Source organism: Sphingobium lignivorans (genome assembly GCF_014203955.1).
Taxonomy (GTDB): Bacteria; Pseudomonadota; Alphaproteobacteria; order Sphingomonadales; family Sphingomonadaceae; genus Sphingobium; species Sphingobium lignivorans.
In genome coordinates, this window is the sequence record NZ_JACHKA010000001.1 from 1,360,273 (window position 1) to 1,373,929 (window position 13,657).

The following is a 13,657-nucleotide window of genomic DNA, read 5'->3' on the forward strand; positions in this document are numbered from 1 at the left end:
GTTCTTATAATGTTCTCATGCATCGTATACACAGGGAAACACTGGGCGCAGAACTTGGCGTGAAGCTCGGCGCTGCATTGCGGCGCCATCGCAAGGCCTTCGGCTCTCGCAATCCGGTCGAGCGCGAGGCGGCCGAGGTTCTGGTGATCGAGGATCTGCTCGACGCGATTTGCACGGGGAACACATGCGTGGTGCGGGCCGACCCGAGGAGGTCAGGCGGGCTCGCCATGTTTCCGGGCCAGTTCGGGACAAGCGAGCCATGGCCGGAAGATCGATAGCCGGGTTGAGGCTTTATCGATCGCCGGCAATAAGGCATGATGCCGGTCTCACTGTGGGAGGTGAATTGTAATGAAGAAGATGTTTCTGGCGGCCCTGCTGGCCGGTTTCGCGATGCCTGCGCATGCTGCAGAAATTGCGTGGGGTATCAGCTTCGATGCGACCGAATATATTGGCACCGTGCCGGGCGCACCGTTGCAGGAGATCTACCACGAGAATGTCGGGATTTTGATCGGCGGCGATTGTGATGCCGCCATGGCGAGTTGCTTTTTGACTTCAAATATTCCTGGCTTCTGGTGCGATAATTGTTCCTACATCGAGTATTACACCGATGACCGGATTTACATGATCTTCCACGCTCCCGGTGGGACATTGTCTCTGAACATGAAGTTCAGGTTCGACCATCACGGCCGGATTTCGAAAGCCTGGGGGCTCACTGAAGGATCGATCTCCATACAGCCGGAAGGCACCGGCTACGCCACGCACTATTGGTGGGGCGATTTCGACACGATCAATCGCGGCGTCCCCGAGCCCGCCACATGGGCCATGATGATCGGCGGTTTCGCGCTGGCGGGCGGGGCGCTGCGCCGGCGACGGGGGATGGCGGCGCGCGTTCAGCGCGTTCAGTTCGCCTGATCGTTCCAGGTCCGCGCTTCGGCGCGGGCCGTCTCATAGGCATTCACGGCGCCGGCGTGGCGCAGTGCGCACTGGCCGAGCAGCCTGGCCGTCTCTGCGAGCTTGAGCGTCAGCGTGGCGATGTCATTGCGCGCCAGCGGCGGCGGCATCGGGCAGGGTGCAGACAAGGCCGCCGGCAGGGCGGGGGGCACAGGCGACAGCCGCGAGGGCGCGGTTGAGTTCGGCGCGCACGCCGTCAGTAATGCCGGCAGCAGGGTCGGAAAAGCGTGTCTCACGGGTCAGCTCCCTGATGAGCGTGGGCTGGATGATGGTGGCGTGGCGCGCATCGAGCGCGTCGATCTGCCCGGTCACGCGCGTGCCGATCGCGCCGATGCTGCCGGCAAGCCGCTGCTCGCTGCGGCGCAGCTCCGCGCGGAGCTGGTTCTCGCTCATGATCCGCGCGGTCTCGATCTGGGCGCGGGTCCGCGTGGCGGCATTGCGGTCGATCCAGAGCATGGCGCCCAGCAGGGCGGCGAGCGCGATCCCATGCGGCAGCAGGCGCAGGAGCCAGGCAGGCATCACAGGCCCCGGCGTCACAGATTGGTGAGGCACAGCTTGCGCTCCGCCTCCCGCCGGTTGACGAGCCCCTGCATGCGCTGGCCGCCCGCATTCACCCACATCAGGAAGGCGTCGCAGCCGCCTTTCCAGTCGCCGGCATTGAAGCGTCGCGCCACGCTCGAGCGGGCGAAGGCGGCCGGGCCGATATTGTAGGTGAGGCTGATCGCGGCGGCGAACTGATGCGGCCGCTCGCGCAGGGCGGGGACGGCGGCAAGCACGGCCGGAGCGAATTCCGCCGAGAGCGTGCCGTCCAGCATCGCCTCGCATTCGGCGGCGGTGTAGCGGCGCATCGCCACGCGCGTTTCGCCGGTGCAGACGGTCCATATGCCGACCACGTCGCGATAGGGCTCGGTGCGGGTGCCTTCCCAGCGCTCGATGAGCGGGGACGCGATCAGGATCGCCAGCGCCACGAAGGCACTGCCGATCGCGCCGCCGGTGGCCTTGGACTGCGCGCTCATTTCGGCAGTCCTGCCTTGATCGCTGCCACAAGGCCGAGCGCGACCGTGATCAGCCCGACCAGCCATTTGACGAAGCGGAGCGATGTCTTGGCGGCCCCCCAGGCATCGACGACTTCACGGGTCGATGTGACCCCGGTTTCGACCAGCGCCACCCGTTCCTTCAGCGCATCGAGCTGTTTGTTTGTTTCGCTGCGCATGAGTTGCGTCTCGCCCTGCAGCCCATCAACCTTGCCGATGAGCTGGTCGAGCTTAGCGTTCAATGTAGGATCGGTCATGCTGCGGGCTCCCAGGCATCATGGGCCGCTTTCAGTGCGGCGACGAAGGATAAGGCTTCGGCCAGGTCCATGCCCGGCTTTGCGACGATGATGGCCTTGCCGTGCTTCATGTTGCTCTCGCCGGAGGAAACTCCGCCAATGCGGACCTCCCGGGGAAATGATCCGGTGCCGCCCACATAGAGATTGCCCGCCACATGATTGACGGCTTCGGTGCCGTGGCCGGCATGAGGCCGGCCTTCCGCGTCCCGAAAGGCCCAGTAGACCTCGGCGCCCGCCGGCATCGCGTCGTGGCATCGCATCGCGACATCGAAGCCGCCCGATACGCCATTGATGGTTCCTGACGTGTCGACCCAGCGGGCGCGCATCTGGTTGCTGCCGGTTCGCTCGAAGATGACGCCATTTGTGACGTTTCCGAACCGCGCGATCGTCCGCGTGGAACTCGCATTGTGCACATGCTTGTCGAGGATCATCGCGACCAGCAGGGGATCGGTCTTGTAGATCGGTCGTGCCGTGGCGGTGTCGAGGTTCTGGTATCGACCCGTTCCGGATGCGGTCCACATGCCCGTCGCCGGATCATAGGTGAAGGGTGTGCCGGCGAGGGCCAGCGGGCCGCCGACCAGCGAGGCGATGGCGGCCGTGTCCTCGCTGAGCGATGGATCCCAGACCCACTCGGCGGCGCCGGGATACCAGAGCGACGCGCCGCCGCCGAGGCGGATGCGCAGCGTTCCGCTGTCGGAGGTGTAGCTGTCCCAGGCTTGATAGCTGATCGTGCGCGTCACCATCTCGCCCCAGCCTGCCGAGACCCTGGCCGGGTCGACATAGATGCCGTCCTCGCCCACGGAAAAGGCGCCATCATTGTTGCCGCCGGTGATCCGGTAATCGAGCAGAGGATCCGGCAGATCGCCGATCTTCGTGGATGTCGCTGGTTCGACCGGCAGATCGGGAAGGTCGATGCGGGTCGGGACGGAGACCGGAACATGCATCGCGGCCAGGCCGTCCATTGCGCAGAACGCCTGATAACGTGGATCGTCGGTCGCGAAGTAGCTGTCCGCCAGGTCGAACCGGCCACGCACCGCACCGACGTCGACGAAATGGCAGGCACTGGAGAGATAGGGCGCCTGCTCATATTTCAGCTCATGGAAGAGCCTCAGGCCGGCTTCGCTATGCGCGAACTGGCCTGCCCGGGCATTCATGCGCTGGGAGGGATATTTCTTCCAGTTGAAGTCGTAATTGTCCTCATAGCCCACAACCTTGATTCCGAAGGGCGTGCAGAGCTTGTGGATTTCGAAGATCTTCGAGCGGCAGTTGTTGCGGTTGTTGTCCGCGAGACGGACGTACCAGTCGTCATCGCTCTCCGCCATGTAGACGGTTTCCGTTCCGCCGACCGAGATCGTGGACCTTGCAAGCCACAGGCCCTGCATGACGGCCGCCACTTCATAGGTGCCGTCCGCGAGCCCCGTGATCGCAGGCGCCTCGGCATAGCTGTCGCTCTCCCTGTTCGGGATCGTGATGATGCGCTGCGCCAGAAAGCCATCGCCCGTGCCCGCAAGCACGTCCTCTATGGAGAAGTCCGAGCCGGCCGCGAAAACACAGAAGGGCACGTCGATGGAGCTGCTGCCGCCGGCCGGGTGGCCATACCAGGCACCGGGGATGATCTGGCCGGGAGAGAGCCGCATGCGGACGTCCCACGCCATGGTCTGAATATAGTTGGCGACCGCGACTTCGTCGCACGCGTCGCGCACCCCCGGGACATTGAAATAGGCCTGGGTCTCACTCTTGTTGGCGATCCAGCTCCCCAGGATATGGACGACGCGCTCGCGCCCCATGATGGCGTCGAAGCGATTCCAGATGTTGAGGCTCTGGTTCGCGTGATGATATTTGTAGCCGATGATCTTGCCGGGCTCGTCGACCATCACGAACATCGCCGTGTCGTTGGCGCGCGCTTCGGCCGGCATCGCGTAGACGGAACCGCCGCCCGCGCGACGGAAGCGGAAATGATCCGCATCGATCACGTCGACTTCCATGATCCCGCCGCCGGACGAGAGCGGATAAGCCAGACCGTCGAGGATCGCCACGCGCTCGCCGGTGGTCATCCCGTGCGCGGGCCGGAACATGCGGTTCTCCGATCCCACGCGCTGCGCCGTCAGCCGGGTATGCGTGTAATATTCGAACCAGATATGGCGGCTCAGGAATGCGCTGCCGGTTCCCCAGGTTTCGTTGTTGTTCTCCGGGCCGAGCTGGAGGGCAGGATCGAGCTGGTCGCGCGCCAGCGTGGCGAGCTGGTCGATGAAGTCGTCCGTCGCGCGGTGGGGGATGTTGAGCCAGCAGAACATCTGCAGCCGGTTGCAGAGGTCGAAGCAATATTCATACGGCACCATCGCTTGCGCGAAGAAGATGTCGGATGGCAAGGAACGCTGGGACCATTGGGAGATGGTCGTCTCGTTGGTGCGCAGCCAGTCCATGAAGCGCAGCCGCCTGGCGCCCGTGCCGGCGACGAAGGCGAGAAACTGCGGATCCCAGACCTCCCCGTTCTGGAAATTTTCCAGCAGCGCGCTGCGGAACATGGCCGGCTTGCCGTTGACCTTCGTGACGCCGCCCTTGTTCTTCAGGAAAACGCCGCCGATGCCGTCATGTTCGAAGGTGATCCATGTGGCAGTCGACCAGGCGGTCTGATTGCCGCTGAAGTAGACTTTGAACCAGTTGTTGTCCGGGTTGTAGAGCGTGATCTGCCCGGCCGGCACGCCCTTCGAGTAGCCCACGCCATTGGTCACCGGCGCAATGACGGTGAAGGAAAACTCATCCTCGGGATTTGAAGGGCTGAGTTCGCCACGGGACTGGGTGTAGGGGGAGACCGTGAGGCTGTTTTCGGGCGACCAGCTCGATCCGGCATGCAGCAACAGGTTGATGAACGGCTTGGGGTTCAGCCAGTTGCGGATCCCGCCCAGTCCAAGCCCCAGCTCCATGCCATCGCCGACCGGAGGGGGGAGCGAGTCCTCGAGGACCTCGATCTCCACGATCTCGCTGAGATCGCTTTCGAGGCCGAGCGCGTTCACTGTCGACAGCGCAAGATAATAGGTGCCGGGGTCCAGCGCGTCCTCATAAGGCGAGTCCGTGAGGATATCGCCGATATGGGCCAGCGAACCGGCCGTCGCGCCCATGAAGAGCCGGTGGTGCAGGATCGGCGCACCGCCTTCGGCGTCGGTCCAGGCGGCCACGAAACTCTGGACGCCGCCGCTGGCCGTGAACATCGGCGCAGGCGGCCTGCCCCATGTTCTTGCATCGGCGATCTCGCTTGGCGCGGTGAGCCCGCCTGTGGTCAGCGCGACGCCATATCCCTCATAGTCCGCGCCCTGATCGAGACCTCCGATGGCGAATGGCGGGTCGACCTCGCCGGCAACAAAGATGTGGTCGGCATAGGCGCCGGTCCCGACCTTGCGCAGGAAGACGGTGCGCTCGATCACGTCATGTTCGTTGAGAGGGCCGTCCGTCCAGTCCACCCTCAGCCCCGTGAGGGTAGGCGAGAACGCGATGCTCGGCCGTTCCGCTGCTGGCAATACGGTCAGCGCGAGGTCTGATCGCCGCGGCGAGTTGACCGCGCCGGGCAATGTTTCCAGAAGGGAGATGGCCAGTGTGCCTGCCTCTTCCGCCAGTCCGGTGATCTCGCGCGCGCCCGAGTTGATCGAGAGCCCCGCCGGCAGGTTGCCACTGATGGTCGATCCGGCCGTCGCGCCCAGTATCTCGATTGTCGATTCCGCGCCGAAGGTGACAGTGTCGGGCGAGATGGTGAGGGCGGACAGCACAGGCGCGCCGGTGATGTTGACCGCATATTCGATGGCCTCGTCCCCCAACACTTCGCGAACGATCGCCTTCTGGGTGACGCCCTCACCGAGCGGCGCCGTGGCTTCGATGCCATCGCCGTCGAGAGAAAGATTGGCATGGCCGGACGCCGTGAGACTGAGCGTCGATGCGCCGCCCAGCAGGCGCCTGATCGTGTAGACAAGCCCTGTCGTGCCAGCGGCCACGCGCACATTGCGGGACCGGACGGAGGGGCCGCTCCTGCGGCTCGCGGTCATCAGGCCAAGCATGGCTCAGTCAACCGGTCGCGCGATGACGGAGATGCGCTCGCCCTGATGCAGCCAGCGATATTCCTTGTCCCCGTCCAGCCAGAGTTCGGCATCGGCGTCGGCGATCGCGGCGGGACCGATCTTGATCATGCAATCCGCGCCGCTGACCACGATGCGATACAGGCCGGCGGCGGCTGCGGGGGCCGTGTGATTTTCCTCTTCGGCGATCGCGATCCGAACGCCGGCCGAGCCCTGTCCGCCGATAGCCCCGACTGTTTGCCCATTGGAGAGCCGGGCCCAGTGCCGGGCCGATACGCTGTGCGGGGTGATGTAGACGGACATTTGGCGGTCCTCTGTCGGCTGATCCGAGCCGACACTGGCCACCCCCCTCGCGCGGCGCCAATTTGCGCACTTGTGAGAGCGCACTCCACAAGCGCGCGCGGATGCAAATCGCGGGGGGCGTGTCTTTGCTCGGGGCATGACGGATGCAGCGACCCTCTCGGGCATCGATCTCTCGCGCCTTCCCGCGCCGGACCTGATCGAGCCGCTCAGCTACGAGGTGATCCTCGCCGAGATGGTCGCCCGGCTGAAGACATTCATCCCGGATTTCGATGACAGTCTGGAATCGGATCCCGTCGTGCGGATCCTGCAGGTCGCGGCTTATTATCGGATGCTGGATCGCCAGCGGGTCAACGATGCCGCCCGGGCGCTGCTGGTGGCCTATGCGAGCGGCGCGGATCTCGATCATCTGGGGATCCTGTTCGGTGTCGAGCGCCTTGAACTCGCGCCGGCCGACGAAGAGGCAGGCACGAGGGCGGTCATGGAAGCGGACGACGATTTCCGCCGCCGCATCGTGCTCGCGCCGGAGAGCTTTTCCGTTGCCGGTCCTTCCGGCGCCTACATCGCCCATGCGCTCGCTGCGGACGGGGACGTGCTGGATGCATCCGCCGTGTCGCCGGATCCGGCCGAGGTCATCGTCTATATCCTCTCGCGCACCGGCACGGGCGCGGCATCGCCGGCGCTGATCGACGCTGTCGCGGCAGCTCTGTCCGATGAGCGGGTGCGCCCGGTGGCCGACCGGCTCACGGTCTCGAGCGCGACGATCGTGACCTATGCCATCACGGCGCAGATCAAGACTTATCCGGGGCCGGACGCTTCGGTGGTCATCGCGCAGGCGCAGGCGCGCGCCCAGGCCTTCGCGCAGGAGCATAAGCGCCTGGGCAGGGACATCACGCGCTCCGGCATCTTTGCTGCGCTGCATGTGGCCGGCGTCCAGAATGTGCTGTTGACGGCGCCGGCCGCCGATCTGGTCGTCAGTGCCAGCCAGGCGCCCCATTGCACCGCGATCACACTGACCAGCGGCGGCGTGGACGAATGAGCCTGCTGCCGCCCAATGCGAGCGCGCTGGAAAAGGGCGTGGAGGCTGCGCTTGCCGTGCCGGACCTCGCCGTCCCGCTGCGCACGCTGGCGCTGCCGGCGGATTGCCTGGCCCAGTTGCTGCCCTGGCTCGCCTGGCAGCTCTCCGTCGATGACTGGCGCGCGGACTGGCCGCTCGCGGTTCGCCGCAAGGTGGTGGCCGGCGCGATCGGGGTCCACCGGCGCAAGGGCACGCTTGCCGCAGTCCGGCAGGCGGTGGCCGCCCTGGGCGGCAGCATCTCCATTCGGGAATGGTTCGAGACGGGCGGAGAGCGCGGCACATTCTCGCTCGTGCTGGCCATGGGCGAGGTCGCCGGCGAAGCGCCCACGTCCGCGTTCATCGACGACGCGATCCGGCAAGTGACCCTCGCCAAGCCGCTCTCGCGACCCTTCGATTTCACGCTCGCGGTGAGCGCGGCCGGCGCGATCGGCGTCGTCGCGGTCGCCCGTCCCGTCGTGTGCGCCCGGCTCGACATGGCCGCCTGAGAAAAGAGGAACCCCATGGCCCTGCAGCTCATCGTCACCAATGCCGGCCGCGCCGCGATCGTCAACGCACAGAACACCGGGACAGCGCCCGTGACGGTGGCCCAGATCGGCCTTTCAGCGACGGCTGTGACGCCGCTCGCCACGCTCACGGCGCTGGCCGGCGAGTTCAAGCGCCTCGCCGCGCTCGCCGGCGACACGGTGGCAGACGACACGATCCACATGATCGGGCGGGACGAAGGCGGCGATGCCTACACGGTGCGATCCTTCGCGCTCTATCTCGCGGACGGCACCTTGTTCGCGATCTATGGGCAGGCCAGTCCGATCGTCGAGAAAGTCTCGGCATCGATCATGATGCTCACGCTGGACGTCCGGTTCGCCGACATCGCGGCATCCGCGCTGACCTTCGGGAACGCGAACTTCCTCAATCCGCCCGCGACGGAAACGGTGAAGGGGGTCGCCGAGCTGGCAACGCAGGCCGAGAGCGACGCGGGGCTGGACGATGAGCGCATCGTCACGCCGAAGAAGAACCGGGCCAGCTTCCTCGCATGGGCTGTGGCACTGTTCAGCGACGTCTGGCGGGCCAGCAATGACGGCGCAGGCTCCGGTCTCGATGCCGACCTGCTCGATGGCCAGCAGGGCAGCTTCTACACCAACATCCCCGCGCGCCTGGGCTACACCCCGCTGAACGAGGCAAGCTACACGGCGGCGGACGTCAGGGCCAAGCTGGTGACCGTGGACGGGGCGGGTTCCGGCATCGATGCCGACCTGCTCGACGGACTGGAGAGCAGCTTCTACACCAACATTCCGGGGCGGCTCGGCTATACGCCAGCCAACAAGGCAGGGGACAACTTCACCGGAACGATCTCTGTTTCGGACGGAGCCGGGCAAGTCACCCTCAACAAGGAAGGCAGTGTGTGGTCCCGCCGAAGCGATGGGACCGGCATATACTATCTGGGGTCCTCGCTGGATCGCTTCCTCTATTATGATGGCACGATCTATCGCTTGAATGGCGCGGAGCTTTACCTGGGTGCCGCCGGCAGCCTTGTCTGGAACGCCGGGAATGACGGCGCCGGTTCCGGTCTCGATGCCGACCTGCTCGATGGCCAGCAGGGCAGCTTCTACACCAACATCCCCGCGCGCCTGGGCTACACCCCGCTGAACGAGGCAAGCTACACGGCAGCGGACGTCAGGGCCAAGCTGGTGACCGTCGACGGCGCCGGCTCCGGCATCGATGCCGACCTGCTCGACGGACTGGATAGCGGCCACTTCACGAACATCCCGGCGCGCTTGGGCTACACGCCAGCAAACAGGGCGGGAGATACGTTCACCGGCTCGATCCGGCGCGATGCCAACTTCTACATGGACCTTGTCGGTGGCAACGCGCTCTTCAATTTCGACGCCTTCGACTATATTCAATATAGTCGCGCCAACGACGCGTTTTCGCTCATTGTCAACGGCGAAAGCCGCATCGTTGCACGCGCGTCCGGCAATCTGGACCTGTCCGCATCGGCCGGGAGCATCTACTTCAACACCCTGCCAATCTGGCACAGCGGCAACGACGGCGCGGGCTCCGGGCTCGACGCCGATCTGCTCGACGGACAGGATAGCAGCTTCTACGCCAACATTCCCGCGCGCTTGGGCTACACGCCGCTGAACGCGGCGAGCTACACGGCGGCGGACGTCAAGGCTAAGCTGGTGACGGTGGACGGCGCCGGCTCCGGCATCGATGCCGACCTGCTCGACGGACATGAGGCGGCTGCGTTCGATCGCATCGTGGAGCAGGCGCTCGTCTCGAACGGCGGTTACATCGTCTATGCGTCCGGCCGCAAGGAATGCTGGGGCATGATCACGGTGAACGCCGACAGCTACGGCACGATCGTGCTGCCCACCGCGCATTCTCAATGGGTGCATCCGGTCCTGTCGCCCGACGTCAATGGCGGCGAGGCCAACGCCTCCCAGAACACCGGCGTCACGAGCATCAACGGCAACCCGCCGACCACCATCACTGTCTGGAGCGCGGCCAACAGCGTGACGCGCCTGTGGTGGCGGACGATCGGCGTCTGAAAAGGAGAAGACCATGGCGGACATTAAGCACAAGATCGGCGCATTCAACCCTGAGACGGGGACCGTGCCGGTCACCTTCACCGAAGGGAACATCAAGCACAGCCGGTCGGTCAACGCAGTGCTCAAGGCTGGCGGTAGCTATGACCGGCTCGCGACCAAGGCCCGCGTCGACGATGTCGCGCGCGGCGTCAGCGCGAAGATTGCCGCCGGCGTCATCAAGCCGGACTGACGCGCTGCGCCGCCCGCTTGTGAGAGCGCACTCCACAAGCGGGCCCGGTGGCGGCGGGGGCGCTTGCGCCGGATGCAGGGCGCCATGGTTCAGGATGATCCCCACGGCCTCATTGGCGACATGGTGCGGCTCGGCGTCATCGATGCGGTCGATCTCGCCGCCGCGTCCTGCATCGTCGCCGTGGGGGATGTCCGCTCGCCGCCTTTGCCCTGGCTCGAGCTTGCCGGCGGTTTCCGCACATGGGTGCCGCCGACGGTGGGAGAGCAGGTCCTGCTGATCTGCCCCGAGGGCGATATCGCGCATGGCGTTGCGCTGCGCGGCCTCTATTCCGACGCCTTCCCTTCGCCGGCCGGCGATGCCACGGCCCGCATCCTGATGCCGGACGGCACCACGATCGATTATGATCCCGAAGCTCACCGGCTCACGATCAGCATTGCTGGCGGCGGCCTGACCATCGACGCGCCGGAGGGGGTGACGATCGCCGGAGACGTGGACGTCACGGGCACGGTGACCGCCAGCGACGATGTGGTCGGCGGCGGCATCAGCCTCAAGACGCACCGGCACGGCAATGTCCAGTCCGGCAGCTCGCAGACGGGATCGCCGGTATGAGCGGCATGAACCGCCTCACCGGCAAGCGCCTGGCGGGCGTCGACCATATCGCGCAGTCGATTGCGGATATCCTCACCACGCCGATCGGCACGCGGGTGATGCGCCGGCATTACGGCTCTCGCCTCTTCGAGCTGGTCGATGCGCCCCTCAATGCGGTCACGCGCCAACTCATCGCAGCCGCCAGCGCCGGCGCCATCGCGCGGTGGGAGCCGCGCGTCGAGCTGAGCCGCGTGGAGGTTGGCACCGGCGATGCCGGTGGCAGTCTGACGCTTCGCATCGAGGGCCTGCGGAACGATCTTCCCGGGCGCCCGCCCTTCAACCTCTCCGTCGCTCTCTAGGAAAGGACGCACCATGCCCATCGTCCATGGCATCAAGGTCACCGAAATCAACGGAGGCGCGCGTGCCATCGCGGCTGTTTCCACCGCCATCATCGGTCTTGTCGCGACCGGCACCGATGCCGATCCGCAGGTCTTTCCCATCGATACCCCGGCGCTGGTGACGGACGTGTCCGCTGCCATTGCCGATGCAGGGGTGGCAGGCACGCTCGCCAAGGCACTGATCGCCATTGCCGACCAGGCCAGTCCGATCGTGGTGGTTGTGCGCGTCGCGCCCGGTGCTGACGATGCAGCGACCGACACCAATGTCATCGCCGGCGCGAACCAGCTCCTGCTCGCGGAGAGCACGCTGGGCGTCCGCCCGCGCATCCTGGGCGCGCCCGGTCTCGATTCGCAGGCGGTGGTCGCTGCCATGGTCCCGATCGCGCAGAAGCTGCGCGGGTTCCTCTATGCGACGGCGGAAGGCGAAACATCGGCCGAGGTCATCACCTATCGTGAGAATTTCGCGGCACGCGAGCTGATGCTCATCTGGCCGGAGTTTACCGATTTCAGCGGCAGCGCGGTCGCGCGCGCGCTCGGCCTGCGGGCGAAGATCGACGCCGAAACGGGCTGGCACAAGACGCTCAGCAATGTCGGCATCAATGGCGTCACCGGCATCGCCACGCCGGTCGATTTCGATCTGCTCGGCGGCGCGTCGACGGCCGGCCTGCTCAACGATGCGGACGTGACGACGCTCATTCGGGCTGGGGGCTATCGTTTCTGGGGCAACCGGACCTGTTCCGATGAGCCGCTTTTCGCCTTCGAGAGCGTCGTGCGCACCGCCCAGGTGCTGCAGGACGAGATCGCCAATGGCCTGCTCTGGGCCATCGACAAGCCGATCACCGGCGGCCTGGTCAAGGACATCGTGGAGACGGTCAACGCGCGCTTCCGGCAGCTGCAGGCGCAGGGACGTATCATCGGCGCGCGCTGCTGGTTCGACGCGAATGCGAACCCGGCCAGCGCGCTCGCCGCCGGCAGCATCACGATCGACTATGAATATACGGCCTGCGCGCCGGCCGAAGCCATCATGCTCAACCAGCGCATCACCGACAAATTCTACGCGTCGATCGCCGACCAGCTCGGCTGATTCCGCCTGCCCCTCAACGAAAGGACTGATCCATGGGCCTGCCCCCGATCCTCAAGAACATGAACGGCTTCCTCGACGGCGTGAGCCTGGCCGGTGCCATCGCGGAAGTCACGATTCCCACGCTCGCGCGAACCTTCGAGGATTATCGCGGCGGCGGCATGGACGGCAATATCGGCATCGATATGGGCCAGGAGAATATCGAGTTCGAATGGAAGCTCGGCGGCCACATCACGGCCGGCTATGGCAGTTATGCCGCGCAGACGCACGATGCGACGATGATCCGCTGGGTCGGCGCCTATCAGGATGATGGCACCGGCCTGCTCAAGGTGGTCGAGATCGTGGTGCGCGGCCGTCATCAGGAAATCGCGCCGGGCACCGGCAAGGCCGGGGAAAAGAGCGAAGAGACGTTCAAGACCCGCGCGAGCTTCTACCAGATGAGCGTCGACGGGGCCGAGATCATCTACATCGACATCCCCAACATGGTCTGCCGCGTGAACGGCAATGATCGCATGGCCGAGATGCGCGCCGCGCTCGGCATCTGACCTTCTCACCAGCTTCGCCCCGGCGTGCATGATGCGGACGCGCCGGGGCGGGGACATGATCCATCCGCACGAGGACGATCCGCATGGCAGACCAGAGCACCACCCCGATTTTCAAGGAAGTCCCGCTCGAAACCCCGATCCGGCGCGGCGACACCACGATCAGCACCGTGAAGGTCCGCAAGCCCCGGGCCGGCGAGCTGCGCGGCCTGACCCTGCAGGCCATCGGCCAGTCGGACGTCAATGCGCTGCTCACGCTCATTCCGCGGATCTCGGATCCTGTGCTGGTCGACCATGAAGTGGCCGCGCTTGAGGTCGAGGATCTGGCGGCGTTCGGGAGCGCGATCTTCGATTTTTTTCTGACTGCGGGGCAGCGCCAGAAGATCTCGGAACTTCTGGGGAGCTGATGGCGGATATCGCTGCCATCTTCCACTGGCGCCCGGCGGACATGGTGGACATGCCGATCGAGGACCTCGCCGCCTGGCGCAATGCCGCCGTGCGCGCATGGAACCGGATGAACGCTGTGTCGAAGCCGGGAAAGGGTTGA

The 13,657-nt window shown here is 65.6% G+C and carries 17 protein-coding genes and 1 pseudogene; 12 read left to right on the forward strand and 6 right to left on the reverse strand.

Annotation, left to right across the window (positions count from 1 at the left end; translation table 11 throughout):
- The first annotated feature begins 17 nt into the window (after positions 1-17).
- Positions 18-278, forward strand: coding sequence for a hypothetical protein (locus tag HNP60_RS06220; protein ID WP_184151514.1), 261 nt, complete (start codon positions 18-20; stop codon positions 276-278).
- A 520-nt stretch (positions 279-798) separates the two neighbouring features.
- A pseudogene (locus HNP60_RS20290) lies at positions 799-912 on the forward strand (PEPxxWA-CTERM sorting domain-containing protein); the annotation flags it as partial.
- Here HNP60_RS20290 and HNP60_RS06230 read toward each other — a convergent pair.
- Genes HNP60_RS06230 through HNP60_RS06255 form a run of 6 tightly spaced genes read right to left on the reverse strand, consistent with a single transcriptional unit; the run spans position 900 to position 6,648 of the window.
- On the reverse strand, positions 900-1,061 hold the full coding sequence (locus HNP60_RS06230; RefSeq protein ID WP_184151517.1) for a hypothetical protein: 162 nt from the start codon (positions 1,059-1,061) through the stop codon (positions 900-902). The pseudogene HNP60_RS20290 and the gene HNP60_RS06230 sit on opposite strands and share 13 nt — an antisense overlap.
- On the reverse strand, positions 1,036-1,470 hold the full coding sequence (locus tag HNP60_RS06235) for a hypothetical protein (RefSeq protein WP_014074997.1): 435 nt from the start codon (positions 1,468-1,470) through the stop codon (positions 1,036-1,038). Before HNP60_RS06235 ends, HNP60_RS06230 begins: the two co-directional genes overlap by 26 nt.
- Before the next feature lie 14 nt (positions 1,471-1,484).
- Complete coding sequence (locus HNP60_RS06240) at positions 1,485-1,967, reverse strand: lysozyme (RefSeq protein ID WP_184151519.1); 483 nt, start codon at positions 1,965-1,967, stop codon at positions 1,485-1,487.
- Complete coding sequence (locus HNP60_RS06245; RefSeq protein ID WP_184151522.1) at positions 1,964-2,242, reverse strand: hypothetical protein; 279 nt, start codon at positions 2,240-2,242, stop codon at positions 1,964-1,966. Before HNP60_RS06245 ends, HNP60_RS06240 begins: the two co-directional genes overlap by 4 nt.
- Positions 2,239-6,315: a fibronectin type III domain-containing protein gene (locus HNP60_RS06250; protein ID WP_184151525.1), complete on the reverse strand. Its 4,077-nt coding sequence runs from the start codon at positions 6,313-6,315 to the stop codon at positions 2,239-2,241. The genes HNP60_RS06245 and HNP60_RS06250 overlap by 4 nt, the downstream gene beginning before the upstream one ends.
- A gap of 15 nt (positions 6,316-6,330) precedes the next feature.
- The gene (locus HNP60_RS06255; protein ID WP_184151528.1) at positions 6,331-6,648 is read right to left on the reverse strand and encodes a hypothetical protein; all 318 of its coding nucleotides are present in this window, start codon (positions 6,646-6,648) and stop codon (positions 6,331-6,333) included.
- Between the two features lie 136 nt (positions 6,649-6,784).
- On the opposite strand from HNP60_RS06255, the gene HNP60_RS06260 reads away from it, so the two are divergent.
- The 10 genes from HNP60_RS06260 (at position 6,785) to HNP60_RS06305 (ending at position 13,657) form a co-directional block, all read left to right on the forward strand.
- Positions 6,785-7,684, forward strand: a complete 900-nt coding sequence (locus tag HNP60_RS06260; RefSeq protein WP_184151531.1) for a baseplate assembly protein — start codon at positions 6,785-6,787, stop codon at positions 7,682-7,684.
- Entirely contained in the window at positions 7,681-8,208 is a 528-nt protein-coding gene (locus tag HNP60_RS06265) for a phage tail protein I (protein ID WP_184151534.1), read from the forward strand. The genes HNP60_RS06260 and HNP60_RS06265 overlap by 4 nt, the downstream gene beginning before the upstream one ends.
- A gap of 15 nt (positions 8,209-8,223) precedes the next feature.
- Positions 8,224-10,272, forward strand: a complete 2,049-nt coding sequence (locus HNP60_RS06270; RefSeq protein WP_184151537.1) for a hypothetical protein — start codon at positions 8,224-8,226, stop codon at positions 10,270-10,272.
- Positions 10,273-10,285: 13 nt separating this feature from the next.
- On the forward strand, positions 10,286-10,501 hold the full coding sequence (locus HNP60_RS06275) for a hypothetical protein (protein WP_184151540.1): 216 nt from the start codon (positions 10,286-10,288) through the stop codon (positions 10,499-10,501).
- An 84-nt stretch (positions 10,502-10,585) separates the two neighbouring features.
- Positions 10,586-11,110 (forward strand): phage baseplate assembly protein V, encoded by a 525-nt coding sequence (locus HNP60_RS06280; protein ID WP_184151543.1) that lies wholly within the window; start codon positions 10,586-10,588, stop codon positions 11,108-11,110.
- A complete protein-coding gene (locus HNP60_RS06285) occupies positions 11,107-11,448 on the forward strand; it encodes a GPW/gp25 family protein (protein WP_184151546.1) in 342 nt (113 codons plus the stop codon). The genes HNP60_RS06280 and HNP60_RS06285 overlap by 4 nt, the downstream gene beginning before the upstream one ends.
- A gap of 13 nt (positions 11,449-11,461) precedes the next feature.
- Positions 11,462-12,571 carry a phage tail sheath subtilisin-like domain-containing protein gene (locus tag HNP60_RS06290; RefSeq protein WP_184151549.1) on the forward strand — a complete coding sequence of 370 codons (1,110 nt, stop codon included), beginning with the start codon at positions 11,462-11,464 and terminating at the stop codon, positions 12,569-12,571.
- 32 nt (positions 12,572-12,603) lie between these two features.
- Complete coding sequence (locus HNP60_RS06295; RefSeq protein ID WP_184151553.1) at positions 12,604-13,113, forward strand: phage major tail tube protein; 510 nt, start codon at positions 12,604-12,606, stop codon at positions 13,111-13,113.
- 83 nt (positions 13,114-13,196) lie between these two features.
- Positions 13,197-13,517: a phage tail assembly protein gene (locus HNP60_RS06300; protein WP_184151556.1), complete on the forward strand. Its 321-nt coding sequence runs from the start codon at positions 13,197-13,199 to the stop codon at positions 13,515-13,517.
- Positions 13,517-13,657, forward strand: a complete 141-nt coding sequence (locus HNP60_RS06305; protein ID WP_184151559.1) for a GpE family phage tail protein — start codon at positions 13,517-13,519, stop codon at positions 13,655-13,657. The genes HNP60_RS06300 and HNP60_RS06305 overlap by 1 nt, the downstream gene beginning before the upstream one ends.